Source organism: Actinoplanes sp. NPDC023714 (assembly GCF_040639855.1).
In the GTDB taxonomy this organism is placed as follows: domain Bacteria; phylum Actinomycetota; class Actinomycetes; order Mycobacteriales; family Micromonosporaceae; genus Actinoplanes.
This window is the reverse complement of record NZ_JBFAAR010000006.1, coordinates 331193-356558: the sequence shown is the minus strand read 5'-3', so window position 1 is coordinate 356558 and position 25366 is coordinate 331193. Positions and strand designations below refer to the sequence as shown.

21 protein-coding genes, 1 tRNA gene and 1 pseudogene are annotated in these 25366 nt (G+C 71.2%); 9 read left to right on the top strand and 14 right to left on the bottom strand.

Features of this window, described 5'->3' with window-relative positions; genetic code table 11:
- Nucleotides 1–49 precede the first annotated feature (49 nt).
- The 4 genes from AB0G10_RS27260 to AB0G10_RS27245 all read right to left on the bottom strand — a co-directional run bounded on the left by AB0G10_RS27260 (nt 50) and on the right by AB0G10_RS27245 (nt 5016).
- Nucleotides 50–1096, bottom strand: coding sequence for a hypothetical protein (locus tag AB0G10_RS27260; protein ID WP_360927434.1), 1047 nt, complete (start codon nt 1094–1096; stop codon nt 50–52).
- On the bottom strand, nt 1086–1739 hold the full coding sequence (locus AB0G10_RS27255; RefSeq protein ID WP_360927431.1) for a sugar transferase: 654 nt from the start codon (nt 1737–1739) through the stop codon (nt 1086–1088). The genes AB0G10_RS27260 and AB0G10_RS27255 overlap by 11 nt, the downstream gene beginning before the upstream one ends.
- Nucleotides 1740–1762: 23 nt before the next feature.
- The gene (locus AB0G10_RS27250; RefSeq protein ID WP_360927428.1) at nt 1763–3019 is read right to left on the bottom strand and encodes a nucleotide sugar dehydrogenase; all 1257 of its coding nucleotides are present in this window, start codon (nt 3017–3019) and stop codon (nt 1763–1765) included.
- 77 nt (nt 3020–3096) lie between these two features.
- Nucleotides 3097–5016, bottom strand: a complete 1920-nt coding sequence (locus AB0G10_RS27245) for a nucleoside-diphosphate sugar epimerase/dehydratase (RefSeq protein ID WP_360927425.1) — start codon at nt 5014–5016, stop codon at nt 3097–3099.
- 401 nt (nt 5017–5417) lie between these two features.
- Between AB0G10_RS27245 and AB0G10_RS27240 the strand changes: the two genes are divergently transcribed.
- Nucleotides 5418–6632 carry a glycosyltransferase gene (locus AB0G10_RS27240; protein WP_360927422.1) on the top strand — a complete coding sequence of 405 codons (1215 nt, stop codon included), beginning with the start codon at nt 5418–5420 and terminating at the stop codon, nt 6630–6632.
- Here AB0G10_RS27240 and AB0G10_RS27235 read toward each other — a convergent pair.
- From AB0G10_RS27235 to AB0G10_RS27225, 3 genes are all read right to left on the bottom strand, one after another.
- Nucleotides 6547–7125, bottom strand: a complete 579-nt coding sequence (locus AB0G10_RS27235; RefSeq protein ID WP_360927419.1) for a VanZ family protein — start codon at nt 7123–7125, stop codon at nt 6547–6549. The genes AB0G10_RS27240 and AB0G10_RS27235 overlap by 86 nt on opposite strands.
- Nucleotides 7126–7219: 94 nt before the next feature.
- Entirely contained in the window at nt 7220–7825 is a 606-nt protein-coding gene (locus tag AB0G10_RS27230; protein WP_360927416.1) for a response regulator transcription factor, read from the bottom strand.
- Nucleotides 7826–8532: 707 nt separating this feature from the next.
- A complete protein-coding gene (locus AB0G10_RS27225; protein ID WP_360927413.1) occupies nt 8533–10575 on the bottom strand; it encodes a M14 family zinc carboxypeptidase in 2043 nt (680 codons plus the stop codon).
- A gap of 161 nt (nt 10576–10736) precedes the next feature.
- Here AB0G10_RS27225 and AB0G10_RS27220 point away from each other — a divergent pair.
- The 4 genes and pseudogenes from AB0G10_RS27220 to AB0G10_RS27205 form a co-directional block, all read left to right on the top strand.
- Nucleotides 10737–11219 (top strand): annotated as a pseudogene (locus AB0G10_RS27220) (hypothetical protein); the annotation flags it as partial.
- Between the two features lie 544 nt (nt 11220–11763).
- On the top strand, nt 11764–12375 hold the full coding sequence (locus tag AB0G10_RS27215) for a hypothetical protein (RefSeq protein WP_360927410.1): 612 nt from the start codon (nt 11764–11766) through the stop codon (nt 12373–12375).
- 261 nt (nt 12376–12636) lie between these two features.
- Entirely contained in the window at nt 12637–13854 is a 1218-nt protein-coding gene (locus tag AB0G10_RS27210) for an AAA family ATPase (RefSeq protein WP_360927407.1), read from the top strand.
- Nucleotides 13851–15104 carry a VWA-like domain-containing protein gene (locus AB0G10_RS27205; RefSeq protein WP_360927404.1) on the top strand — a complete coding sequence of 418 codons (1254 nt, stop codon included), beginning with the start codon at nt 13851–13853 and terminating at the stop codon, nt 15102–15104. The genes AB0G10_RS27210 and AB0G10_RS27205 overlap by 4 nt, the downstream gene beginning before the upstream one ends.
- A gap of 49 nt (nt 15105–15153) precedes the next feature.
- Here AB0G10_RS27205 and AB0G10_RS27200 read toward each other — a convergent pair whose 3' ends face one another.
- Together AB0G10_RS27200 and AB0G10_RS27195 are read right to left on the bottom strand one after the other, a co-directional pair.
- Nucleotides 15154–15939: an alpha/beta hydrolase gene (locus AB0G10_RS27200; protein ID WP_360927401.1), complete on the bottom strand. Its 786-nt coding sequence runs from the start codon at nt 15937–15939 to the stop codon at nt 15154–15156.
- Between the two features lie 102 nt (nt 15940–16041).
- Entirely contained in the window at nt 16042–16698 is a 657-nt protein-coding gene (locus AB0G10_RS27195) for a phosphotransferase (RefSeq protein ID WP_360927398.1), read from the bottom strand.
- Nucleotides 16699–16770: 72 nt separating this feature from the next.
- Between AB0G10_RS27195 and AB0G10_RS27190 the strand changes: the two genes are divergently transcribed.
- Nucleotides 16771–17145: a PadR family transcriptional regulator gene (locus AB0G10_RS27190; RefSeq protein WP_360927395.1), complete on the top strand. Its 375-nt coding sequence runs from the start codon at nt 16771–16773 to the stop codon at nt 17143–17145.
- A gap of 2 nt (nt 17146–17147) precedes the next feature.
- Nucleotides 17148–17843 carry a hypothetical protein gene (locus AB0G10_RS27185; RefSeq protein ID WP_360927392.1) on the top strand — a complete coding sequence of 232 codons (696 nt, stop codon included), beginning with the start codon at nt 17148–17150 and terminating at the stop codon, nt 17841–17843.
- Between the two features lie 57 nt (nt 17844–17900).
- Here AB0G10_RS27185 and AB0G10_RS27180 read toward each other — a convergent pair whose 3' ends face one another.
- Both AB0G10_RS27180 and AB0G10_RS27175 read right to left on the bottom strand, forming a co-directional pair.
- A complete protein-coding gene (locus AB0G10_RS27180) occupies nt 17901–19475 on the bottom strand; it encodes a DHA2 family efflux MFS transporter permease subunit (RefSeq protein WP_360927389.1) in 1575 nt (524 codons plus the stop codon).
- Nucleotides 19476–19615: 140 nt separating this feature from the next.
- Nucleotides 19616–20203: a CPBP family intramembrane glutamic endopeptidase gene (locus AB0G10_RS27175; RefSeq protein ID WP_360927386.1), complete on the bottom strand. Its 588-nt coding sequence runs from the start codon at nt 20201–20203 to the stop codon at nt 19616–19618.
- 349 nt (nt 20204–20552) lie between these two features.
- Here AB0G10_RS27175 and AB0G10_RS27170 point away from each other — a divergent pair, with 349 nt between their 5' ends.
- Entirely contained in the window at nt 20553–22514 is a 1962-nt protein-coding gene (locus AB0G10_RS27170; RefSeq protein WP_360927383.1) for an elongation factor G, read from the top strand.
- 389 nt (nt 22515–22903) lie between these two features.
- On the opposite strand, the gene AB0G10_RS27165 is transcribed toward AB0G10_RS27170, so the two are convergent.
- Nucleotides 22904–23653, bottom strand: coding sequence for a class I SAM-dependent methyltransferase (locus AB0G10_RS27165; protein ID WP_360927380.1), 750 nt, complete (start codon nt 23651–23653; stop codon nt 22904–22906).
- Between the two features lie 135 nt (nt 23654–23788).
- Here AB0G10_RS27165 and AB0G10_RS27160 point away from each other — a divergent pair, with 135 nt between their 5' ends.
- On the top strand, nt 23789–24340 hold the full coding sequence (locus AB0G10_RS27160; RefSeq protein WP_360927377.1) for an NUDIX hydrolase: 552 nt from the start codon (nt 23789–23791) through the stop codon (nt 24338–24340).
- A gap of 9 nt (nt 24341–24349) precedes the next feature.
- Here AB0G10_RS27160 and AB0G10_RS27155 read toward each other — a convergent pair.
- Both AB0G10_RS27155 and AB0G10_RS27150 read right to left on the bottom strand, forming a co-directional pair.
- Nucleotides 24350–24422 (bottom strand) — tRNA-Arg (locus tag AB0G10_RS27155).
- 181 nt (nt 24423–24603) lie between these two features.
- A complete protein-coding gene (locus tag AB0G10_RS27150) occupies nt 24604–25332 on the bottom strand; it encodes an SDR family oxidoreductase (protein WP_360927374.1) in 729 nt (242 codons plus the stop codon).
- Nucleotides 25333–25366 lie beyond the last annotated feature (34 nt).

Here is a 25366-nt window from a genome sequence, read left to right as displayed (position 1 = left end):
TCGACAAATCACGCAATGATGATATGCCGATCCCTCGATCCCCGCGACCCTAGGCGGCGAGCACCGGCGCGAACGAGTGCACCACCTCCGCCATTCGCGACAAATCGCCTGGTCCGCACCGATGGTCGACGGGCAGCGTGAGCATCCGTCCGGCCAGGTCGGCGGCCTCGTGATCACCACTCCAGAGCCGGTGCCGATCCTGCCGCCAATGCACCGGCGCATAGATCCCGTGCCCGGCCAGTCGCGCCTGCAGCGCATCCCGCGCCTGGGTGGTGGGGCACTCCAGCTGCAGGCGGAACGGGCCGTCTCCGGAGACCTTCAGGCCATGGGTACGGGCGGAGAGCCGCGTCCGCAGCGCGCGGGCGTTCGCCGTCGCCGCCTCCCGGATGCCCGCGACGTCCATGACCGGCAGCGCCGCCCGGGTGAACGAGCAGGCCGGCCCGGCGCTGCCCAGCAGGTCGTGCTCGCCCTGCTGCTGGAGCGACCGGAAGTGCTCCTTGGCGACGGTCCCGCCGGCCAGCCAGGACGCCTTGAGCAGCATCGCGGCCAGCTTCAGGTGCGCGCCGGTGCTCTCCGGCCCGCGCGGCGCCGGCAGCGACAGGCCCCGGGGCGACCAGAGCAGGCCGCCGTCCGGCAGCGGCAGGGTCTTGCGGAGAGACGCCACCGCGTACGCCGCCTCGCTCGCCCGCGCCCAGTCGCTGAGCGGGTCGTGCGAGTGGTCCTCGATCACCGGGATCCCGGGGTGCGCCCGGATCCAGGCGTTCCACAGCCGGCCCTGCGCCCCCTCCCGGCCGAACAGGTTCTGCGCGAGGACCACGTCGCCGTCCCGGACCCGCAACGTCTCCCAGCGCGGGCCGCGGCCGTCCGGCAGGTGCCGGTACCAGGCGATCGGCGTCCGCTCGGAGAGCGCCTCGGCGACGCCCATGCAGAAGTACGACGGGACATGCAGCCGGCCGGCCGGGCCGAGCATCCGGAGCAGCTCGCTGAGCGCGCCGCATCCGGTCGCGAACAGCTCGCCGCGCGGCAGCTCGTTCTGCTCGGCGCCGCGCAGGACGGCCGGATCCCAGTGGAACTCCGATCCGATCTCAGACGGCACTGGTCACGTCCTCCGGGGACGGCGCCTTCTGCCGGACGATGTTGAGCGTGTCGACGTGGACCGGCGGTTCCCCGCGTTGCAGCGTCACCGCCGTACGGAAAAGGATCTTCACATCGAGGAGCGGCGACCAGTTGTCGACGTAGTGGCGGTCCAGGATGAAGCGCTGCGGCCAGTCGATGTCGTCCCGGCCGTTGACCTGCGCCCATCCGGTGATGCCGGGTTTCACCTCGAGCCGGCGGGCGTCCTCGGCGGAGTAGTTGGCGACCTGCGGCAGCACGTCCGGCCGCGGGCCGACCAGGTTCATCTGCCCGGCCACCACGTTGATCAGCTGCGGCAGCTCGTCGAGGCTGGTCCGCCGCAGGAACCGGCCGCATCGGGTGATCCGCGGGTCGTTCTCGACCAGGCCGAACGGGTCGTCGATGCCGAGCTGGGCGCTCAGCGCGACCGAGTCGTGCACCATCGACCGGAACTTGAGCATCCGGAACGGCTTCCCGCCGCGGCCGGCCCGGTCCTGGACGAAGAGCACGCCCCGGCCGTCGGCGATCCGGATCCACGCGGCGATCGCGAGGATCAGCGGGCACAGGAAGAAGAGCATGACGGCGGCGACCAGACGTTGCGTGCCGTTCCAGAGGGTGCGTACCACTTGTTACCTCCGCTGTCTCTTTCTCAGATCGACTCGACGTTCGGCCCGGTCAGCCGGTGGCGGGTGTCCAGCACGTACGCGGCGTGCTGGACCACGAGGTCCAGGTCGAACGCGTCGTGGTCGGCGAGCAGCACCACCGCGTCGGCGGAGGCCAGCTGTTCCGGGGTGAGGGAGACCCGGGCGACCCGGCTGTCGACGTGGGCGTCCTCGACCACGTGCGGGTCGGCCGCCCGGACCTCGGCGCCCATGTCCAGCAGCAGCGCCGCGACCCGGCGGGCCGGCGACTCGCGCGCGTCCCCGCTGTTCCTCTTGTAGGCGAGGCCGAGCAGCAGGATCGTCGAGCCGTTCACCGCCTTGCGCCGGTTGTTGAGCGCCGTCACGAGGCGGCGGGCGACGTAGTCCGGCATGTGGTTGTTGATGTCGTTGGCGAGCTCGACGAAGCGGAAGCTCTGGCCGAGCGTCCGCTGCACCCGCCAGGACAGGTAGGAGGGGTCGATCGGCAGGCAGTGCCCGCCGACGCCGGGGCCGGGCACGAACCGCATGTAGCCGAACGGCTTCGAGCTGGCCGCGTCGATCGCCTCCCAGACGTCGATGCCGAGGTCGTGCGCATACACCGCGAGCTCGTTGACCAGCGCGATGTTGACGTGCCGGAAGGTGTTCTCGAGCAGCTTCGCGAGCTCGGCGACCTTCGGGTCGGAGACCGGGACGGTCTGCTCGACGACCGAGGCGTAGAAGGCGCGCACCCGCTCCAGCGACGCCGGGTCGATGCCGGAGACGACCTTCGGCGTGGTGGCGAGGTTCCACTCCCGGTTGCCCGGGTCGATCCGCTCGGGGCTGTAGCCGAGGTGGAAGTCGACGCCGGCGATCAGGCCGGACCCCTCCTCGAGGATCGGCCCGACCAGCTCGGTCGTGGTGCCCGGATAGGTGGTCGACTCGAGCGCCACGGTCGCGCCGGGACGCAGGTAGCGGGCCAGGATGCGGGCCGAGTCCTCGATGTAGCTGAGGTCGGGCGTGCCCTCCCGCAGCGGCGTCGGCACCGCGATCACCGCGACGTCGAAGCCGGCGCAGGAGCGCGGGTCGGCCGACGGCAGGAAGTGCCCGGAGGCGAGGATCTCCTGGAGGTCGGCCGAGGAGACGTCGTCGACGTAGGACTCGCCGGCGGCGAGCCGCTTGATCCGGTCGTCGTCGACGTCGAAGCCGACGACCTGGTGGCCGACCTGGGCGGCGCGGACCGCGAGCGGCAGCCCCACGTAGCCCTGACCGGCGATGACGACCCGCATGGGCGTGCTCTCCTTCATGGTCTCGGCGGCCTTCGACTCGGCCTTCTTGCGCTTTCGGGCGGTTCTGGGTCGTCTGATCACGGCAGCCGGGCCGGTGGGACGGCTTCCGTGTGCCGCGATTTGCTGCGCGGTGCCGGGCGGTGCCAGGCGGTCGGCACGACGGTGTTCTGGAGCACCGCGGGCAGCGCCGGGCTCTCGGCCAGCCACTTGAGCACCGCGATCAGGTCGGTGCGGCTCGCCGACGGGTCGAGCAGCGAGAGCACGGCCCCGTCCAGCGGGGGCACCGGCGCCTGCGAGATCAGCGGATGGTTCGGCCGGTGATCGGGCTCGTCCGGCCCGAGCAGGATCTCGGCGATCTTCTCGCCCGGCCGCAGGCCGGTGTAGACGATCTGGATGTGTCCCTCGGCGGCGTCGGCGATGCGCTTCGCCACGTCGGCGATCCGGACCGGGTCGCCCATGTCGAGGACCAGCACCTCGCCGCTGCTGTCCAGCGCGCCGGCCTGGATCACCAGCCGGACCGCCTCCTGGACGGTCATGAAGTACCGGTTGACGTCCGGGTGGGTCACCGTGATCGGGCCGCCCGCCTCGACCTGCGCGGCGAAGGCCGTCAGCACCGAGCCGCGGCTGCCGAGCACGTTGCCGAACCGGACGCTGCAGTAGGTGCCGGTCGCCGTGGCGTCGGCCGCCGCGGTGAGCCGCTCGGTGATCCGCTTCGAGTAGCCGAGGACGCTGCACGGGTCGGCGGCCTTGTCGGTGGAGATGTTGACGAGCCGGTCCACGTTGTGCCGCATCGCGGTCTGGAGGATCTGGTACGTACCGATGATGTTGGTCTTGAGGGCCTCGGAGGGGTGCATCTCGAGCAGCGGCAGGTGCTTCAGCGCGGCCGCGTGGAAGACCACGTGCGGCTTGTGCTCGGCGAAGACCTCGTCGAGGCGCTGCTGGTCGCGGATGTCGGCGACGACGAGATTGCGGTCGTCGAGCATGCCGCGGCCGTCGAGCGACAGCTGCACGGCGTGCAGGCCGGACTCGTCGCGGTCGAGCATGACGAGCCGGGCCGGGTTGAAGCGGGCCACCTGGCGGCAGAGCTCGGAGCCGATCGAGCCGCCCGCGCCGGTGACGAGGACCCGGCGGCCCTCCAGGTACCCGGCCACCGCGGCCAGGTCGATGCCGATCTCCCGGCGGCCGAGCAGGTCCTCGTGGCTGACCGGGCGGATGTCCTCGACCCGGACGGTCCGGCCGAAGAGCTCGACCACCGGCGGGACGACCTTAAGGTCGACGTTGAGCGGCTGGGCCAGGTCGGTGAGCGAGCGGATCAGGTCGGCGCTGGCGCTCGGGATCGCGATGACCACGGCCTCGGCGTCGAACCGGCGGACCACGTCGGCCATCGCGTCCCGGTTCCCCGCGACCGGCACGCCCATGATCCGGTAGGTGCGCTTCGCCGGGTCGTCGTCGAGGAGCGCGACCGGCACGTACGGGCTGCGCGGGCTGCGCAGCATGGCCCGGATGACCTGGGTGGCGCCCTCGCCGGCGCCCATCACCACGACCCGGATGCCGTGCTCGGGCGAGGGCCGCAGCCGGCTGTCCCGGGCCAGCCGGACCGTGTAGCGCACGCCGGCCGCGATGACCAGCGCGAACAGCCCGGCCGCGATGATCGCGGACCGGGGCACGAGCCGGCCGAGCAGGGTGTCCAGCAGGAAGAGGACCGGTGTCACCACGGCGGCCGTCTTCACCAGGGCCGCGATCTCCTCGAAGCACCCGTACGCCCAGCGTCCGGTGTAGAGGCCGAAGTTGATGCCGGCCAGGGTGTGCACGACCGCCCCGATCGCGGAGAGCACCAGCAGGCCGCGGAAGTCGGTCTCCTCGACCCGCCCGTCGTGCCGCAGCAGCGTGGCGATGAAGAGCGCGGCCGCGAGGGCCAGCGCGTCGGCCCCGGCCCGGGCGGCCCGGCCGGGTAATACGCTCGAGAACCAGGGCGACGCTGATCGCCGTTCCTGCATGGAATCCCCCTCGTACGATGCCGGTCTCGAACACGCATTTCTCACGCCATTTTTTGCGTGATAATAAATGCGAGCCGACGGAATACCTCTTCCGCCCACTCGCCTCAGATGACCGTTTCAAGCTTTCTGCAGAATTAGACTTGCAGCCGGGGAACCCCGATTACAGTAGCAATTGTCATGGCCTACGCGAGGATCATTCATGTTCATCGTTCTCGCGAAATGATCACAACGTTCGGCCTCGTCAGCATGGCCATTCGGGGGAGGATGTCATGCTGGGAGCGAGAAGCTCTCACCTTATGCATGACATCTGCGACTTCCGCCGGGGCCACCCATTTTGGCAGCGTCTTTCTGCGCGGGTGTCGCAAGCGTTCTGTCGTCAATGCGACCGGGGGATGTGAACGATGAAGGTGCTCCACGTCATCAGCACCCGGGGGCCGGGCAGCGCCGGCCATCAGGTGCGGTTGCTGGTGCGCCGGCTGCCCCACGACAGCGAGGTCGTCCTCCTGGCGCCTCCCTTTGATGAGACTGCTCCACCTCCTCTCGATCACATCGCCGACGGCGTTCCGGTGCATCGGGTGCTGACCGGCCGCGACAAGGACCCCGGCGCGATCAGGCGGCTGCTCACCCTCATCCGCGCGGGCCGGTACGACGTGGTGCACACCCACCTCTACCGCGCCTCGGTCCAGGGGCGGATCGCCGCGCGGCTGGCCGGGGTGCGGCACGTGGTCGCGACCGAGCACCACCTCGGCACCGGCGTACTGGAGGGCCGGCGGGTCTCGCCCGGCCTGCGCGCCCTCTACCTGGCCGCCGAGCGCCTCGGCGAGGTCACCGTCGCGGGGTCGCCGGCGATCGCCGACCGGCTGCGGTCCTGGGGTGTGCCGGACGACCGGGTCACCATGATCCCGAAGGCGATCGAGCCCGCCGAGTTCCGCTTCGACGGGCGGTTGCGCGAGGCCGCCCGGTCCCGGCTCGGCGTCGCCCCCGGTGTCCCGCTGGTCGGCGGGGTCGGCCGGCTCGAACCGGACAAGCGGTTCGACCTGCTGATCCGGGCGATCGCCGAGGTGCCGGACGCGTGCCTGCTGCTGGTCGGCGACGGCCCGGCGCGGCCCACGCTGGAACGCCTCGCGGTGATCGAGGGGGTGGCCGACCGGGTGCTGTTCGCCGGGGCGGTCGCGCACACCCGGGAGCTGCTCTGCGCCATGGACGTCTTCGCCTCGCCCGGCCCGGCCACCTTCGGCCTGTCCACCCTCGAGGCGATCGCCTGCGGCCTGCCTGCGCTCTACGCGACCTGCCCGCCGCTGGAGGAGCGGATTGAGGCGCGGACCGCGGTGCGCGGCACCCACCGGCTCGCCGCCCGCGACCGGGAGTCGCTGCCCCGCGCGCTCCGCGCCGAACTGCTCTGCCTGGCCGAGCGCGGCGGCGACCGGCTGCCGGCCCGGTCGGCGGGCTCCCGGTACGACGCCGACCACCTCGCCGCCTCGGTCGGCCGCCTCTACGAGCGGATCGCGGGCCGGCCCGGCAAGCGCAAGGTCATCGCACCACTGCTGGCGCCGCGCGGCCCTCGCGTACGGGAGAGCACTTTTCCACTGCCCGGCGGAAATGTGCGAAACGCATGAGCCGCCGGAACAGCAGATAACCGAGGTACGCGCCGAGCGTGTTCGACATCAGGTCGTTCACGTCGGCCCATCGATTGCCGTGCAGGGTCACCAGCAGAATCGCCTGGGTCAGCTCGATGGCGAGGCTCAGCGCCAATCCGGTGAGCACCACCCGGCGCTTGCCGGTGACGCCGAAGACGGTGTGCAGGATCGCGGCGAGCGGCAGCGTCATCACCGTGTTCAGCACGAAGTCCATCGGGCGCATGTCGAGGAACGGCACGAACAGGATGCGGAACAGCTGCGGGTCGCCCGAACCGGGGCCCCAGGTGAGGTGCATCGGCAGCATCGTCGCGCCGAGCACCGCGACCGCCCACCAGCCGGCGAACCAGCCCGCCGCGAGACTGAAAAAGCCCACCCGGCCGCGGGCCTGGAGAACGACCCACGTCACGACCATCAGCGCCAGGCCCAGGGGCAGCAGCACGGGCAGGGCGGGGATGTCGAGGTGGCTTGGCATCGCCTCCCACGCTACGCGGTCGCGCTGAGAGGGCCCTGGTAGATCAGCTCTTTTCCGGGCCCTGGCATCTCAGCTTTCTCCGGCTCCTGATCGATCACCGGAGCCAGCCCTCTTTCCGGGCGATCCGGATGGCGTCGAGCCGGTTGCGCGCCCCGGTCTTCGAGATGATCGCGGAGAGGTAGTTCCGGACCGTGCCACCGGACAGGTAGAGCCGGCCGGCGATCTCCTTGACCGACTCCCCCTCGGCCGCGAGCCCGAGCACCTCGAGCTCCCGCGTGCTGAGCCCGCGATCGGTGTTGAGCGAGGCGGCCTGGAGCATCGGCGACACCACCCGCTCGCCGCGGGCGAGGCGGCGCACCGCGTCCGCCAGCATGGCCGGCGAGGAGTCCTTGAGCAGGAAGTTCAGCCCGCCGTTCCACCGCCGCGGCGGCAGCATCCCCCGTTTCGACGGGTCACAGAGCAGCAGCATCGAGCAGGACGGGATCGCGGTGTGCAGCGCGTCGGCGATCGGCAGCACCTGGCTCACCATGTATTCCGTGTCGATCACCACGACGCCCGGCCAGAGCTGCGCGGCCCGCTGCGCCAGATCGCCGCCGATCGGCAGGGTGTCGACGTAGTGCATGTCCGGTTCGGTCTCGAGGAACGTCCGCACCGGGACACCGAAGTATCCCTCGTCTCTGACAACGACGACCCGGATCATCACACCACCCTCGTCGAAGGACCGCTGGATGCACTTATCTTTCTATCGCCTCGTGTCCATTCCACCGACAACGGGGCGACAGAACTTCTATTGATCTCGATGAAAGTCGGTCGGGCCAGGTCATGACGGATCCGTGCCAACGGCCGGGGCCGCTGGGCACGTACTTAACGTAACGGTCGGAGGCACTCTTCGCACATAGCCATAGCCGATCGACTGACTGAGGTTTACCGGATCTACGATTCGTGCTCCGAAACCCCGCCAAAATCGATCAGTTACACAGCAGTAATCAAGCCCAAGTCCAGATTTTTCCGGACATAGCGGGCAGAAAAGTGATCGTTATTCGCCATTCCGATCACCCGGAAGTGATATTCCGTGGAGTCCGCAACCAACCCGTTATCCGATCACCAAAAGTCCGAAAACGATTAGCATTCCGAGCACACCTCAACCACTCGCCGGAGAACGCCCCACCCACCGCAGGACACCGCGGCCCACCACCGCGACCCGCCACCACCCCTCGCCGACCGCGGCGGTTCCCGGTCAAGGCCGGATCCCCAGGCGGCCCCCGGCAACAACGGGCCGCAGCCGATCCCCGCCGGCTGCGGCCCATCGCTCCGATCTCATGCACGGGACAGCATCAACAGCGCAGCCATCCCCTCGTACACGGAGGCGGGCGCAACCGGATCACCCAGCGCGCCCACCCACCGCCACTAACGCGCGTCGCCCTGATCCCGGGCGATGCGCACGAGCTCCACCAGCCCGGCCGCGTATTCCTGCGACTCGGCGTGCGCCTCGTCGAACGGCGGCTGGAAGCCGACGCCCTCCCACTGCTGCGTGGCCGGGTTCCAGAGATCGTTGCCGACCTCGAAGTTCCAGGCCGTGATGCCCAGGTCGTAGTACAGGTGGTCGGCCGAGTTGCCGGCCGCGGAGTAGAGCACGTCGGCGACCGGACCGGTGTAGGACGGCCACGTCACGGTTCCCCGCGAGGAGGCGATCGCGCCGACGATCCGCTTGGCGCTGCTCAGGAAGAACGCGGACTCCTCGATCGACGGCCGGGGCAGGGTGATCCGGCCGGGGATCTTGTAGGCGCCGGGCGACCACATGAAGTAGCCGCCGTAGCTGTGCACGTTCAACGAGAACTTGATGTTCGAGTTCCGGGACGCCAACGCTACAACGTTCCGGCTCTCCGCTTCGGACAATTCGGACGTTCCCGCGAAAGTCCCGGACAGGCAGTTCGCGCTGCCTCCGACATATCCGTCAAAGTAAGAACCGACGGCATAATTCCGGTTCACGTCCACACCCCACGAGTTACGGTAGCGAGGGTCCCGCTGGACGCCCGTGCAGTGGTTGACCAGGTTCTTCCGCTGGAAGTTGAAGTCGTTGAAGGAGTAATTCGCACCGTCCGGGTTCACCGTCGGGATGATGAAGACGTCGGTGCCGTCCACGAGCGACCGCGTCTCCGGATCGGTCGCGTAATTCGCCAGCAGCCGCTCGGCGAACTCGAGCGTGACCAGCGGCGTCGCCCACTCACGCGCGTGTTCCTGGGAATAGGCGAGCACCCCGGGCTTCGATCCGTCGCGCACCTTGCCGATGCGCAGCGCCTGCACGGTCTGCGGCTTCGTCGGCACCTCGGTCCCGGCGAGCCCGTCGTCGAGCCGCACCGGCGCGACCACCGGCATGATCGCGTCCTTCTCGGTGAACGCGCGGAACTTCTGCGGATACTTCGCCGAGATGAAGGCGGCGACCTGCGTGGTCGTGCTGATCACCTCACCGCCGGCTCCGGTGGCGAGACTCAAGGTCAAGACCCGATCCCTGTACGTCGCCCGCAGCGTGGCATTCGCCCTCCCGGGATCCACGGTGCGCACCTGCACGCCGTTGAACCCCTGGTCACCGAACTTGACCGACTCCACGACGACGGCCGCGACGGCCGGGTCGCCCAGATACGCGGCGGCCGTCCGCCGGTATCCCTGCGTCTTGTTCGGCAGGTTGATCACGTCGACGAGCTTGGGGTACTGCCGGGCCAGCCGCTTGATCCGCGCGGTGATGTCGGCCGGCGTCATGTACGCGCTGATGAAGTCCTTCTGGTACCCGGCCGGCGGCGCCGGCGGGGTGCTGCCCGGCCACGACGACGGAGTGATCGCCCGGCTCTGCCCGCCGAGGCTGGACGTCGCGGTGACCTTGACCGGCTTCGCGGGAAGCGGCTGCGGCAGCGCGTAGTGGTACTGGTACTCGTCCGCGTCCTCGAAGCGGACCAGCGGATACGAGCCGGTCGTGCCGTCCGCGGCCGTCCAGGTCACGGTGATCTCGACGTCCGGGTCGTCGGTCGCGGTCGTGGCCACCTGGGTCTGCAGGAACGTCTGCCCCTTGCTGGTCCACCAGTAGGCCTGGAGGAATTGCAGGGTGTCGGCGCTCGCGACCCGGAGAGCGGAGGTCGCCTGCCGCCCGGCCGTGGGGATCATCTGTACGGGCTCAGCACCGGATCTCGTGAGCGCGGCGAGTTCCCGATCGTTGACGACCACGTCGGCGAGCACGGCGTCCGGGGTGGTGCGGGGTCGCGCGGCGATGTCGGCCCCGCTGGTCAGGAGGCGCTCGAAGGCGGCCTCGTCGGCGAGCTGGAATCGGATGAGGGCGGTCTGCCCGGGGTCCAGGGAGATGTCCCCTGCCGGGGAGAGGGCTGCCTGGGCGGCCCCGGGTGGAATCGTCAGGATCGACGTGGTGAGCATTGCGGCGGTCAGGATCGCTGGCCAGCGCATCGAACCTCCTGCGGCGTCGAAGGATGTCGCCCTCCACCGCAATCCAAAGATTCGAATCTGTCAATCCCGCTTTCCGGCGGGCCGCTCCGGGTTGTACGCTCCTCCGCGATGAACACCTCCTGGAACGGATTGGGGGTCGCGTTCGCCGAAGGTGAGTGCTGATGCGCTCCCCGACCCCGGTGAACGACGACCGGCTGACTTCCTGGCTGCGCGTGCGTGCCTACGCCGTGCCGCTCCCGATGATCGCGAAGGCGACCGAGCGCCGCCTCGCCGGCGACTGGGCCGGTGCCTGCGCCGCCGCCCGCTTCGACGTGGACCTCGACCTGAGAGCCACCGCCCGCCGCCACGGCACCGACGTGTCCGCCCGGCTCCGGGCGGACCTGCGCCGCCTGGCGCCGGATCTGCTGCGCGGCAACCTCCCCCGCTCCGGCCGGACCGGCCTGCTGAGGCCGGCGTCGACGGTGTCGCTGGCCCGCTACGACAACGGCCTGCACCTGGTGGCGCGCACCGCCCCGGCCTGGGCGGACGCCGGCCAGCGGGTGACGCTGTCGCTGTGGGACCGCTCCGACCCGCTCCCGCGGGCGCACCCCCACCCGCGCCCCGACCGCCGCTTCCGCCTCGACCTGCACCGCCACCTGTGGGACGCCACCCGGGCAGCGGAGTGGTGGCCCCGATCGGCACGCCCCGGCCGATGCGGCGCCGCACCACCGGAGCGAACTCCCGACCCATGGGCCCGCCCGGTCATGGCGCCAGACGACGGCGGCAGGGGCGAGCGGCGGTTCAGGGACGTTCCGCCCGAGGCGACCCCGCAGCTCGCCGAACTGTCCGAGGCGACTCCGCGGCTCGCCGAGCTGCCCGTGGCGACCCCACAGCTCGCCGAACTGTCCCGGACGGCCCCACAGCTCGCCGAGCTGCCCGGGGCGACCCCACAGCTCGCCGAACTATCCGGGGCGGACCCACAGCTCGCCGAGCTGCCCGGGGCGGCCCCGCAGCTCGCGGAGCTGGCCGGGGCGGGCTTCGCCGTCCACCGCTGGGCCGCCGAAGCAGAAATCCTCCGCGAAGCCGACGCTCTCGCCGACGGCCCGATAGCGGTGCGGTTGTCAGGCAGCCGCCGGCTGACATTCGCCACCCAGGCCGATCTTTGAACGCTTCACCCCCGTTCCCGGTGGGAGATCGTCCACGATCGCCGTGCTCCCTCACGCCGCCACGCGGGTACCGGACGACCTGCTGCTCCTCGAAGCGGGCCGGCTGATCCCCGACCAGCTGCACCCCCTCATCTCCGCGGCCGTCCCGGCACCCGACCCCGGCTGGAAGCCCCGGCCGCCCGGCGAACACCCGCCGCCCGCGGACACCCATCCCACGGGGCACTCCCGGCTGGTGGACTGTGACGGCGCCCGCCACCGCATCGGCCTGGTGAACGGCGTCCTCGCCCCACTCGACCACGACCCGGACGAACTCCGCCGCGAGCAGCTCCTGGTGGCCCTGGGCGGTACCCCGATGCCCTGCCTCCAGGCCATCGACGCCACGATCCGCCACCCCGAGGACCTCCCCGACGTACGGGCGCGCCTCGACCACGGCGACTACGCCGGGGCGCTGGACACCCTGGAGGCCCTGCTGGGCCCCGAAGTCCTCCTCCGCGAAGGCGACCTCCAGGACGAGCTCCGGGCGGCAGCCGACCAGCGCATAGCCAACGGCCTCTTCCGCTCCGGCATGACAGGCCACTGCCCACCCCGCTCCCCACACGAATCCCAGCGCCGCAGGCAGCTCCGAACCCGCCCGCGCCAAGCCCACGCCAGCTGACCGCCCGCCGCGCGCCCGTCCCTCAGCCGCACGCGCGGTCTCAAGCCCGCACGCACGCGCGGCGGGCAAGCCCGCACGCACGCCCACAGCGCCGCACGCACGCCCGCAGCGCCGCACGCCCGCAGCGCCGCACGCACGCCCGCAGCGCCGCACGCCCGCTCGCTGACCGTCCCGAGCCCGCACGCACGCCCGCAGCCCACGGCAACGACCGCTCACCGAAGCGGCTCCGTGCCGCCTCCCTCGACCTCAAGGTGACCTCACATGACTTCCTCCCTCCGCACCCTCGACATCGCCGCCGACCTGCTCACCCTGCTCGGCGACACCGCCTCCGAACCCCGCCCCGACACCCAGCTCGAAGCTCTCACCCTCGCCGTGAGCGCCGACCTGCCCGTACTCCTCTGGGGCGAACCCGGCATCGGCAAGACCTCGGCGCTGAACCACCTCGCCGCGTCGCTCGGGCTGCCTCTGACGACGGTGATCGCGAGCGTGCACGAACCGTCCGACTTCGCCGGGCTGCCGGTCGTCGGCGACGATCCCGCGGTGCAGGGCGTGCCGATGGCCCCGCCGGACTGGGCGGTGCGGCTCGCGCGTACGGGAAAGGGTCTTCTCTTTCTCGATGAGCTCTCGACCGCTCCCCCGGCCGTGCAGGCCGCGCTGCTGCGGGTGGTTCTGGAACGGCAGGTCGGGGCGCTGCGGCTGCCACCGGGGATCCGGATCGTCGCGGCCGCGAACCCGCGGGCGTCGGCCGCCGACGGCTGGGAGCTGAGCGCGCCGCTGGCGAACCGGTTCGTGCATCTGCAGTGGGCGTATGACCACGACGTCGTGGTTCGCGGCCTCGGCGGCACGTGGCCGCGGGCGAGCCTGCCGAGCCTCGACGCCGACCGGCTGCCCGAGGCGGTGGCGTTGGCCAGGCGCGCGGTCTGCGGCCTGCTCGGCGCCCGGCCCAAGCTGGTGCACCAGCTGCCGAACAGCGAGACCCGCCGCGGTGGCGCGTGGCCGTCGCCGCGCAGCTGGGAGATGGCGCTGCGGCTGCTGGCGTTCGCCACGGCCGCGGGCGCTTCCCGCGAGGCGCTGTCCATGCTGGTGCGCGGCGCCGTCGGCGACGGTCCCGGCCTGGAATTGCTGGCCGCGCTGGACCGGCTGGATCTTCCCGACCCCGAGGACCTGCTGGCCGACCCGGCGAACGCCGTGCTCCCCCACCGCGGCGATCTGCGCCAGGTGGTGCTCGACGGGGTGGTCGAGGCCATCCGGAACCGCCCGGACCGCGCCCGCTGGGACGCCGCCTGGCAGGTGCTGGTCAGGGCCCTGGACACCGGAGCCCCCGACCTCGTGGTGGTGCCGGCGACGACGCTCGCCGCACTGCGCCGCGACGACTGGCCGGTGCCGGCGGCGATCGACCGCCTCTCCACCGCCGTGACCCTCTCGAACCGCGCCACCGCCGCCACCCCGCCGTCGCGCCGGGCCGGGGCCGCCCGATGACCGTCACCCACGAACAGCCCCGCCCCACGCCGGCCGCCGGCGACCTGGACTGGGAGAAGCTCTTCGCCGCCCGCCTCTATGCCACCCGGGCCCGGCCCTATCTCGCCACCGCCCTGTTCGCGCTGCACCCGGTCGCGTCGCGGGACGTGCCGACCATGGCCGTCGACCGGCACTGGCGGTGTTACATCTCGCCGGCCTTCGTGGACCGGACCCCGCTCGCCGAACTCGCCTCGATCTGGGTGCACGAGGTCTCCCACCTGCTGCGTGACCACCACGGCCGCGGCGACCGCCATGTCACCGAGCACGATCTCCAAGGGCCCGGCGCGCGGCTCCGCATGAACATCGCGGGTGATTGCGAGATCAACGACGATGCGTACGGCGAGGGGCTGCCCCACCCGGCCGGCGCCGTGATGCCGGACCGGCTCGGGATGGAGAGCGGTCTGCTGATGGAGGATTACGCCCGGCGGTTCTCGTTCGGCGCCCTCACCCCCGAGCTGGCGTGGCTGGACTGCGGCAGCGGCGCCGACGGCAGCCCCCGCCCGTGGGACCTCGGACCGGGCGGCGCCCACGGCCTCACCGGCGAGGAGCGGGATCGGGTGCGGTTCCGCGTCGCCGAGGGGATCAGGGGGCGGCCCGGCAGCGCACCGGACGGCTGGAAGCGCTGGGCCGACGAGGTGTTCCACCCGCCGCAGCCGTGGCGCCGGCTGCTCGGCGCGGCGGTGCGGTCGGCCGTCTCCGGGTCGGGCGCGGGGGACGATTACGCGTACGCCAGGCCCGCCCGCCGCTCGGCCAGCCTGCCCGGCGTGATCCTGCCCAGCCTGTTGCGCCGCCCGCCCACGGTCGCCGTGGTGATCGACACGTCGGGCTCGGTCAGCGACGCCGAACTGGGCAGCGCCCTCCTCGAGGTGGCCGCGATCGGGCGCGCCCTCGGCGGCCGCCGCGACGCCGTCTCGGTCATCTCCTGCGACGCGGCGGCGGGCGTGGCCGTCCCGCTCTGCCGGGGCGAGTGGATCCCGCTCGTCGGCGGAGGCGGCACCGACCTGCGAGCGGGTTTCCGGCAGGCGCTGCGCACCCGCCCGCGACCGGACGTCGTCGTCGCCCTGACCGACGGCCAGACCCCCTGGCCCGAGGCACAGCCACCCTGCCGGACGGTGGTGGGCCTCTTCCCCCGCCCTATCGAGTACGACGAGTCCGTCGATTACGTCCCCGATCACCCTCCGAAGTGGGCCCGGGTGGTCCGCATCGGCTGACCGAGCAGGACGGAGCCCTCGGCAGGACGAAGGGGGCCCGGCCCGGCTCTCACCCGGCGGCGACACGGTCGAGCCATTCGTCGATCAGGGCCTCGAAGAGCGCCGGCTGCTCGATCTGCAGGTTGTGGCCGGCCACGTCGAGCACCGCGAACGTCGCGCGCGGATAGTGCGGCAGCAGCCCGAACTGGTCGGCGAACCCGACCGTCGCGTCCTGGAGGCCGGCCAGGATCAGCGACGGGCGGGTGAACGGCGGCCCCTTGTCCGGATCGACGCTCAGCTCCCACCGCTCGGCGATCCGGGACATCGCGCTCGCGTCGGCCAGCTCGAGCCCGGACCAGATCTCGTCGGCGAAGCGGCGCAGCACCGGCGCCGTCCGCACCACCGCCATCTCCTCGAACTCGGCGAGAAGCCGGTCACCGGCGCCGTCGCCGAACCCCGGTTCGCTGCGCAGCACCTGATGAGGCGGCGTGGTGCGCCGGGCACGCGGGAGCACCACGGTCGGGCAGATCAGCCCGACCCCGAGGATCTGATCGGGACGGTCGCGGGTCACGGCGCGGGCTAGATAGCCACCGTACGACTCGCCGAGCAGCAGGAACGGCTCCCCGCCGATCTCGGCGTCGATGAAGCGGTGGACCTCGGCGAGCACGTCGTCGGTGCTGTCGATGCCGGGCGGTGCGGTCGACCGGCCCATGCCGGGGAGATCGGGGTAGAGGCGGCGGTAGCCCGGGCGGGCCGCGAACACGGGCTCGAGACAGCCGAGCATCAGGCGGTGGTCGGGCGTCCAGCCGTGCAGTGCGAGGACCGGGATGCCGGCGCCCACTTCGATGAAATTCATGCCCGGCATGCTGCCACCGGCCTATGACAAAAATGCGGCCGCGCCGGCGGGAGGAGTCCGGCCTGCGACGAAATGCGGCCGCGCCGGCGGGAGGAGTCCGGCCTACGACAGGGAGAGGACGAGCGCCGCGACCGCGGGCAGCCGGGCGACGTCGTCCGGGCCCAGCGCCGGATCGGCGGCGCGGATCGTCACGGCCTCGTCCAGTCCGGCGCGCACCTCGCCGCCCGCGACCCGGGCGAACGCGGCGAGGAACGACCGGGCCGGCGCCGCCATCGGGTGCGCGGGGTCGAGCCCGGCCTGCCCGAGGATCACCGCGGTGAGCGCCACGTCGACCGCGGGCGGGCCGGTCGCCGCGTTGTTCCAGTCGATGACGACCGGGCCGCGGTAGGTGAGCATGACGTTCTCGGGGTGCAGGTCACGATGCAGGAGCCGATGGCCGGGAAGGGTTCCGGCGGGCGGCGGCAGCGCGTGCAACCTGCGGTGCAGGCCGGCGAGGCAGGCCGCGCCCTCCTCGACGCCGAGGCGACCCTCGGTGAAGGCCGCGGTCATCGTGGAGCCGTCCAGACGCTCCATCACGAGATCGGGGCCCGTTCCCTCGTACACATGGGGTGTCGGAAAACCGAAGCGCGAGAGATGCTCCATGATCTCCGCTTCCCGGCTCGTGTCCGTGCCGTCGCGATAGCGACGCAGGACGCGGTGGGCGTCGAGGGCATAGACGTCGGCTTGCCGTCCGGTTCCGATCAGTTCCCCTGGCGTCACGAACCCGACCGTAGTGAGATCGGCCGGCGACCGGTATATCGCGACGCCTCATACCGCGCTATTATGCCTCGCATGATAGTCGCCGAGAACGTGCCGTCCGAGGACGCCGAGCGGCACACCCAGCTGCTGCGCGGGGCGCTCGACATGTGCCTGCTCGCGCTGCTGGCGGCCGAGCCCTCGCACGGCTATGAGCTGGTGCGACGGGTCGAAGCCGCGGGTTTCGGCGCGGTCAGCTACGGCACGATCTATCCGCTGCTGACCCGCATGCGCCGTCTCGGCCTGGTCACCGACGAGCAGCAGGCGAGCCCCTCCGGCCCGCCTCGGAAGGTCTATGCGCTGACGGCGCCGGGGCGTGCGCGCCTCGACGCCTGGCAGCGACAGTGGAACAGGTTCGCCGACACCGTCGCCGCCGTCCTCGCGACATCCGACACCTCCCCGAGGAGCTGACTGTGGACACCATCGACAGCGTGCTGAGCGCCGCCGATCAGGCGTGGCGGGCCCATGGTGTGCGTCCCGCCGACCGCGCGGTGCTCGCCGCCGACCTGCGCGGCGATCTGGAGGCGGCGGTCGCCGACGGCGCCAGACCGCAGGAGCTGATCGGCCCGGATGTGGCGGGGTTCGCGCGAAGGCTCGCCGACGAGGCCGGCGTGCGACGTCACCATCCGGACCACGCGAGGCTGTTCAGCACGACGCTGATCGGCGCGGCGGTGGGCGCCGTCCTCGGCTACGAGTTGCTCGGCGCCTTCTTTCCGCTGGTGATGCGGTTCGTGGACTTCCCGGATGAGACGAGGGTGCCGCTGTCGCTCGCGCTCGCCGTCTACTACGGCATCCCGGCGGCCATCGTGGTCGCGAGCGCGGTGCTGGCGGTGCGGTGGCGGCTGCGCGATCTCCATCGGGTGCGGGAGACCTGCCGGGCGATGGCCCTGCTGCTGCCGATCGCCGGGCTGCTGGTCACGCCGGTGGTGATGGGGTTCGCGTGGGCGACGGGCTACAGCACCGATCCGATCGTGGTCGCGTTCGAGGTGGCGATGGTGATGGCGGCGCTGACCGGGGCGACCTACCTGGCCCGGCGGTGGGCGCTGCGCGAGAGACCGGGCGCCGTCGCGGCGCCGCCGTTGAGCGCCGCCGGTCCGAGAGCGGCCTGACCGATGAGCATGCGAAAGGGCCGGCCCCCGCAGAGGCCGGCCCCGGGAAGAACAGGATCAGTGCATGACGACGGGCGTCGCGCCCTTCTCCGGGTCGAGCAGGTGCGACTCCTCCTTCTTCCGCGGCAGGAAGAAAGCCGGGATCAGCGTGAGCAGCGTCAGCACGAAACCGACCATGAAGGTCGTCGCGAACGAGTCGGCGGCGAACTGCAGGCCGCGCTCGAGCAGCGACGGGTCGGGGAGCTGCTGGGCCACCGCCGGGTCCTGCTGGGCGGCGATCGCCAGGCCGGCCTCGCTCACCGGCTCGCCGCTCACCGGGTTGGTCACGCCGGGGATGATCGGCGACTGGTTGAGCTGCTTGGTCAGGATCACCGACATGACCGCGGAGCCGATCGAGCCGGCGATCTGCTGGAGGATGTTCAGCAGGGTGGAGCCGCGGGCGACCTCGTGGTTCGTCAGCGTGCGCAGCGCCGAGGTCATGATCGGCATCATGGTGCCGCCCATGCCGAGGCCCATCACGAAGAGCGAGCCGCAGAGAAGCAGGTAAGACGTGTCCGTGCCGACCTGGGTGAAGGTGAAGAACCCGGCTGCGATCAGCAGCAGGGCGAACGGCACGGTGCGGCCGACCGGCACCTTGTCGGCGAGCATGCCGGCGATCGGCATGGTGACCATGGCGCCGATGCCCTGCGGCGCCATCAGCAGGCCGGCGTCGAGCGTCGACTCGCCGCGGATCTGCAGGAAATAGCTCGGGAAGAGCAGGCCGGCGCCCATGAAGGCGACGGTGAAGACGGCCAGGGTGATCGAGGCGACCGTCAGGTTGCGGTTGCGCAGCAGGCGCAGGTCGAGCAGCGGGTGCCTCGGCTTGAACGAGTAGAGCACGAAACCGATCACCAGCAGGCCGCCGACCAGCATGGGCAGCCACACCTTCGTGGCGCTCATGGTGCCCTCCTCGGGCAGCGACGAGACGCCGTAAAGGAAGAGGGCGAGACCCGGCGAGAGCATCAGCATGCCGATGAAGTCGAAGGACTCGGACGGCTCCGGGTTGTCCTTCGGCAGCACGACCTGCGCGTAGATCAGGGCGACGAGGCCGATCGGCAGGTTGATCAGGAAGATCCAGTGCCAGCTCGCCACGTCGATGAGCCAGCCGCCGAGGATCGGGCCGCCGATCGGGCCGAGCAGCATCGGCACGCCGAGCACGGCCATGAGCCGGCCGATCCGCTCCGGGCCGGCCGCGCGGGTCATGATCGTCATACCGAGCGGCATGAGCATGCCGCCGCCGAGGCCCTGGAGCACGCGATAGCCGATGAGCTGGCCGATGCTGTCGGCCGTGGCGCAGAGGCCGGAGCCGATGGTGAAGAGCACCAGCGCGGTCATGTAAAGCCGCTTGGTGCCGAAACGGTCGGCGGCCCAGCCGGTCAGCGGGATCACCGTGGCGAGGGCCAGGGTGTACGCCGTCATGGTCCAGGCGACCTCGGCGTAGGACGCGCCGAACTCGGTCTGGAAGGTCGGGAGGGCGACGCTCACGACCGTCACGTCGAGGATCGACATGATCGCGCCGAGGACCACGACCCCGGCGATCTTCAGAACGGCGCCGTCGAGCTTGGCCGGCGCCGGCACGGGTTGACTACTCACGAAATCTCCTGGGAACCGGAATCTGCGGCATGCGATGCGGGCCCAGCGCGCACCCGGGATCGTCCGCCCCGCAGCCTAGCCACGGAAATCCAGCTCCACCTCACCTTTTATCTGTCAGAAGAACGCCCGGCCCCTCAAGATCAAGAGCCTTTCCGGGTACGCCGGCGCGCCGCCATCGATGTGAGAACCCCCAGGCCATTGGCTGCCCAATGCACGGCTATCGGTGCGAGGAGCCCACCGGACAGATCCCTGAGCAGGCCGAGGACGAGGCCGGCCATGGTGGTGAACGCCACTATCAGCAGTTGAGGCCGCCCATCCGGATCGGGTGATATGTGCCAGAGCCCGAAAAGCAGCGCGGTGATGAGCGTGGCCCAGACGTGCCCGTGCGCCTGCTCGATCAGGGTCCACAGCACCCCGCGGAACGCGACCTCCTCGAAGATCACCGTGGCGAGCGGGATCTCCAGGAGGGCGGTGCGCCACGGCGTCGGGAAGTACGGCTCGGCGAGCGCACGCCGGGCACGGGGAATCAGGAGGGCGAGGCCGAACGCCGTTGCGATGATCAGCACGCCGGCCAGGGCGTACCGGAGATCGCCGATCGAAGCCGGCGGCGAACCCGCCAGAAGGACCAGCAGGGCCGCGGCGAGCGGCCCCGTGAAGGGATGTGCCCATGACGGACCGATCCACGTCCAGACGCGGACCGCCACCATGAGCGATAAAGCGATCGACACCGCCGCCACGGCCTCGTAGCCTCTTCTCCATCGTCGCGGCCAGATCGCCGCGATCCCAGCGTCGCGACTCCGTCGCCGTGACCTGACAGTCGCGGCCTCATCGCCGTGACCTGACAGTCGCGGCCTCGTCGCCGTGACCTGACCGTCGCGGCCTCGTTGTTGCGACCGCATCATTGCGACCCGGGAGGAGACCGCCGTGCGTTACCGCACCGCCGTCGTGATCCCCGCGTCGCTCTTCGAGCTGATCCTCGTGTCTGGTGTGCCCGGCTTCGGCTGCGCCACCGGAGCCGGACGTGCCTGACCGCCGATAGTCGCGGTCGGCCCGGCGCTGTCCTCTTCTCGGATCAGCATGGAAAGACCTACGACAATGCGTGTTCGCAATCTCGGCATTCTCGCCCACGTCGACGCCGGCAAGACCACCCTCACCGAACGAATCCTGTTCGCCACCGGCGCCGTGCACAAGACCGGCGAGGTACACCACGGCACTACGGTGACCGACTTCGATCCTCAGGAGCGCGATCGTGGCATCACGATTTTCGCGGCGGCCGTCAGCTGCGACTGGAACGACCACCGGCTCAACCTGATCGACACGCCCGGCCACGTCGACTTCTCCGACGAGGTCGAGCGGTCGTTGCGGGTGCTCGACGGCGCGGTGGCGGTCTTCGACGGCGTCGCGGGCGTGGAACCGCAGAGCGAGGCCGTCTGGCGGAAGGCCGATCGGTACGGGGTTCCGCGGATCGCCTTCGTGAACAAACTCGACCGTCCCGGGGCGGACCTCGCGACGGCCGTGGAGTCCTTACGGGAGCGGCTCGGCGTGGTACCGCTCGTCGTGCAGGTGCCGGTCGGCGCGGAGGGCGGTTTCACGGGCGTCATCGACCTGGTCAACCGCACGCCGGAGACCGATCCTGATCGGCAGGCCGTGGCTGAAGGCCGGCGTCGGCTCGAAGGAGCGGCCGCCGAGGGGCGGCGTCGGCTCGACGAGGCGGTCGTCGAAGGCCGGCGTCGACTTGAGGAAGCGGTCGCCGAACTGCACGAGGGTGCTCTGGCGGAGATCGGCGACATGTCGGACGCGACGCTGCGTTCGGCCGTTCGCGACCTCACCCTCAGCGGTCAGGCGGTGCCGGTCCTGTGTGGCTCGGCCTATCGGAACATCGGCGTGGAAGCGCTGCTCGACGCCGTCGTCGACTACCTTCCGGCGCCGGCCGGGGATCCCTCCGGTGATCTGGCCGCGCTCGTCTTCAAGCGGGCGGGGCGGATGGCCTACCTGCGGGTCTACGACGGCACGATGACGAAAGGGGATGTGGTGTGGGATGCCGGCGCCGGGCGTAGCGAGCGGATCGCCCGCATCCTGCGCGTTCAGGCGGACGCGCACACCGACGTGGATCGCGCGGTGGCCGGTGACATCGTCGCGGTCGCCGGGCTGAAGGCGGTGAAGGCCGGCGCCACGCTGAGCACGCGTGCTCGTCCGGTGCTGCTGGAGGCGCCACAGGTGGCGGAGCCGCTGATCTCGGTCGCGGTGGAGGCGCGCACCCGGCAAGGCGCGCAACGGCTGCCGCACGCCTTGGCCCTGTTGACCGAGGAGGATCCTTCCTTGAGCGTACGAACGGATGCGGAGACCGGGCAGGTCCTCCTCTCCGGGCTCGGCGAGCTTCATCTCGAGGTCGCCGTGGAGAAGCTGCGCCGGACGACGGGCCTCGAGGTGACGACGGGCCGGCCGCAGGTGACCTTCCGGGAACGGGTGGCCGCCGGCGTGAGCGGGGTGACGTACCGGCACGTCAAGCAGGACGGCGGCGCCGGCCAGTTCGCCGTGGTGGTGCTCGACGTCGCCCCGATGGAGGGGGACGGCTTCGCGTTCGCCTCGGCGGTGACCGGTGGGCGGGTGCCGGCCGAGTACATCCGGGCCGTCGAGGCGGGCTGCCGGGAGGCGCTCGCCGGCGGACCGCTCGGCGGTCACCCGGTGGTCGGCCTCGCGGTCACGCTGACCGACGGCCAGACCCACCCGAAGGACTCCTCGGAGATGGCGTTCCGGGCGGCGGGCCGGTTCGGCCTGCGCCAGGCGTTGCGGGCCGCCACCCTGGAGATCCTCGAACCGGTCGCCGAGGTGACGGTGAGCGCCCCGTCCGACGCTCTCGGCGTGGTGCTCGGCGACCTGGCCGCCCGCCGCGGTCAGGTGACCGACTCGGGCGACCGGACGGTGACGGCGATCGTGCCGCTCGCCGAGTTGTTCGGCTACGCGAGCAGGTTGCGCAGCCGCACCCACGGCCGGGGAACGTTCACGAGCCGCCCGGCGGGCTACCGACCGGCGGCATGAGCAGGGCCGGCCCGGCGGCATGAAAAGGCCGGCAAAGGCCGGCAAGGCCGGCAAGGCCGGCAAGGCCGGCAAGGCCGGCCCGGAGGGTGAGCCGGCAACCCGGCCGGCTCTATCGGTCGAGGGCCACCGCCAGCCGGCGCAACCACTGGTCGGCGGTGCCCTCGACGCCCGGGTATTCGTCGGTGAAGTTGCGCCAGTCGACGTCCGACCAGGTCAGGACTCGCCCACCCGCGCGGCCTCGTCGAGCGTGCCGGCATCCGTAAGGACCAGCATCGGCTACAAACGCCGCTCGCCCCGGTCGAGCTCGAGGTGCGCGAATCCCGCGCCGTTGCCGGCCGCGAACGCCGCCAGTGCCTCGGCCTGGCCGGCCGGCACCGTGATGGTGAGGGTCATCGGCGGGCCTCGACCAGGGTGCGGGACGAGTACGCGACGAACGAGCCGTGCTCCCTGATGTGGGCGTCCAGCGCGAGCAGCTGCGGGCGATGACGGTCGACGTCGAAATCGGGCACCCACCAGACGCACCGGCGGAGCAGCCACACCACGGCGCCGATGTCCGAGAACGTCATTCTCAACCGTACGCTGGGCCATTGAACGATCTCCAAACCCGCCGCTCGCGCCGCGGAGGCCTCGCGCGACGGATCTCGCGCGAGGCGATGCCGCGGGAGCGGGCCGGTGAAGAGCTCGATCAGCTCGAAGGCCGAGGCGGGGCCGATGTGCTGCGCCAGATAGGTGCCACCCGGCCGCAGCACGCGTGCGATCTCGTCCCACGCCGGATCGACCGGATGACGGCTCGTGACCAGGTCGAACGCGGCGTCGGCGAAGGGCAGCGGCGATCCCTGCGGCACCTCGACCACCTCGACGCCGCGCGGGCACAGCAGCTCCCGGGCGCGGCGGGCGTTCGGCGGCCAGCCCTCGGTCACCACCATCCGGCTCGCGAGACGCGGGATCCCGGCCAGCACCTCCCCACCACCGGTGTCGAGATCGAGAGCCGATCCGGCGGCGGGCAGCCGTTCCGCGAGCAGGCGGGCATAACCCCACGGCGGCCGCTCCTCGGTGGCCCGCCCGTCCAGCCAGCCGAAATCCCACCCGGTCACATCGGCCGCGACGGCCTCGTCGATCAACTCCTGGAACGCGCGCACCCAGCCATGGTCACCCGGCCGTCAAAGGGTTTCCGCCCCGGCTGCCGGATCATTCAAGAGCGTCATTTGTACGTCCACAGCGCACAGTCCGCGTCAGTGCCGCCAACCGGGACCGTCCCGTGGCAGGATGCCCGGATGCGGCAGTCAGTGATGATCGTGCATGACCTGGTGACGACCCTCGATCCCGGCGACAACCTGGAGGCCGAGCACCGGGCACACACCCTGGGCTGGCTGCGCCGCACCGACGACGTGTTCCGCCGCGTGAAGCCGGCCGAGCCGCCGCAGCACCTGGTCTCGTACGTCGTCCCGATCGACCCCGCCACCGGCAGCCTGCTCCTGGTCGACCACGTGAACGCCGGCCTGTGGCTGCCACCCGGCGGTCACGTCGAGGTGGACGAGGATCCGCGCGACACGGCCGCCCGCGAGGTGCACGAGGAGCTGGGCCTGACCGCCACTCCCGAGGACAAGCCCCGGTTCCTGACCGTCACCCGGACGGTGGGCATCGACGCCGGTCACACGGATGTGAGCCTGTGGTTCGTACTCCCGCTCGGCTCTGATCAGAGCCTGACCCCCGACCGGGGTGAGTTCCGCGCGGTGCGCTGGTGGTCCCCCAGCGAATTGCGCGAAGCCGATCCCGGGCGCTTCGATCCACATCTGTTTCGGTTCTTGACCAAATGCGGGCTGTGAAATGACGCGTGTCCCCGGAGAGATTTGAACTCCCGACCGCCGGATTCGTAGACCGGTGCTCTGTCCGCTGAGCTACGGAGACGTGGGCCCACCCGGGAAGAGAGGACCGGGTGGGCCGGCGCGGCGCGGAGAGAAAAACGCGCGGCGCCTGGGTTGCCGGCGCTGGGAAAAGGCACCGGCCAAGGTTTATGGGATTGTCAAGAAGAAGAGTAATGCCGCCCTGATCTGAATCCACGATAAGCGCCCCCGCGGACACCGGCAAACTAATTAAACGGCGGTCTCGTGGCGTCCGCGATGGCCTTGTGCGAGACGTGCGCGGTGAGGCCCCCGTCGACCACGATCTCGGCGCCGTTGACGTAGGACGACTCGTCCGACACCAGGTAGACGACGAGGGGCGCCACGTCGGCCGGCACGCCGACCCGGCCCAGCGGGATCTCCGGGAGCGCCGCGTCGAAGAACTCCTGCGGCGCGCTGTCCATGAGCGGGGTGTCGATCAGCCCGGGCATCACGGCGTTCACCCGGATGCCGCGGATGCCGAGCTCCAGCGACGCACTGCGGGTGAGCCCGCGCAGGGCCCATTTACTTGCCGTGTACGGGGCGGCCGCGTGCCCGGACACCGCGGCCACCGAGCAGATGTTGACGATGGACGAACCGGCGGGCATCAGCGGCACCAGGGTGCGCATGCTGTACATCGGGCCGGTCACGTTGATCGCCATGACGCGTTCCCAGGCCTCCGGGTCGACGTCCGGGAGCCGATCACGACCGGTCACGCCGGCGTTGTTGACGACCGCGTCGACCCGGCCCAGCGAGGCGGCGAGCGACTCCCACTGGTCGAGGCGGGACACGTCGAGATGACGTACCCCCTCGGCCGGAAGGATGTCGGTGGCGACGACCACCGCACCCTCGGCGCGCAGCGCCGAGGCGAAGGCCGCGCCCTGACCCCGCGCCGCCCCGGTCACCACCACGATCTTGTCCGCGCATCGACCGCCCATAGCGAGGATTCTGCCCGGGGCGGAGACTGGCCGT

Bases quoted from the DNA above. Each gene is read 5' to 3' on its own strand.
- AB0G10_RS27200 (WP_360927401.1), bottom strand. From the start codon at position 15,939: ATGAATTTCATCGAAGTGGGCGCCGGCATCCCGGTCCTCGCACTGCAC.
- AB0G10_RS27250 (WP_360927428.1), bottom strand. From the start codon at position 3,019: ATGCGGGTCGTCATCGCCGGTCAGGGCTACGTGGGGCTGCCGCTCGCG.
- AB0G10_RS27205 (WP_360927404.1), top strand. From the start codon at position 13,851: ATGACCGTCACCCACGAACAGCCCCGCCCCACGCCGGCCGCCGGCGAC.
- AB0G10_RS27210 (WP_360927407.1), top strand. From the start codon at position 12,637: ATGACTTCCTCCCTCCGCACCCTCGACATCGCCGCCGACCTGCTCACC.
- AB0G10_RS27160 (WP_360927377.1), top strand. From the start codon at position 23,789: ATGCGGCAGTCAGTGATGATCGTGCATGACCTGGTGACGACCCTCGAT.
- AB0G10_RS27235 (WP_360927419.1), bottom strand. From the start codon at position 7,125: ATGCCAAGCCACCTCGACATCCCCGCCCTGCCCGTGCTGCTGCCCCTG.
- AB0G10_RS27170 (WP_360927383.1), top strand. From the start codon at position 20,553: ATGGAAAGACCTACGACAATGCGTGTTCGCAATCTCGGCATTCTCGCC.
- AB0G10_RS27240 (WP_360927422.1), top strand. From the start codon at position 5,418: ATGAAGGTGCTCCACGTCATCAGCACCCGGGGGCCGGGCAGCGCCGGC.
- AB0G10_RS27190 (WP_360927395.1), top strand. From the start codon at position 16,771: ATGATAGTCGCCGAGAACGTGCCGTCCGAGGACGCCGAGCGGCACACC.
- AB0G10_RS27245 (WP_360927425.1), bottom strand. From the start codon at position 5,016: ATGCAGGAACGGCGATCAGCGTCGCCCTGGTTCTCGAGCGTATTACCC.
- AB0G10_RS27150 (WP_360927374.1), bottom strand. From the start codon at position 25,332: ATGGGCGGTCGATGCGCGGACAAGATCGTGGTGGTGACCGGGGCGGCG.
- AB0G10_RS27230 (WP_360927416.1), bottom strand. From the start codon at position 7,825: ATGATCCGGGTCGTCGTTGTCAGAGACGAGGGATACTTCGGTGTCCCG.
- AB0G10_RS27225 (WP_360927413.1), bottom strand. From the start codon at position 10,575: ATGCGCTGGCCAGCGATCCTGACCGCCGCAATGCTCACCACGTCGATC.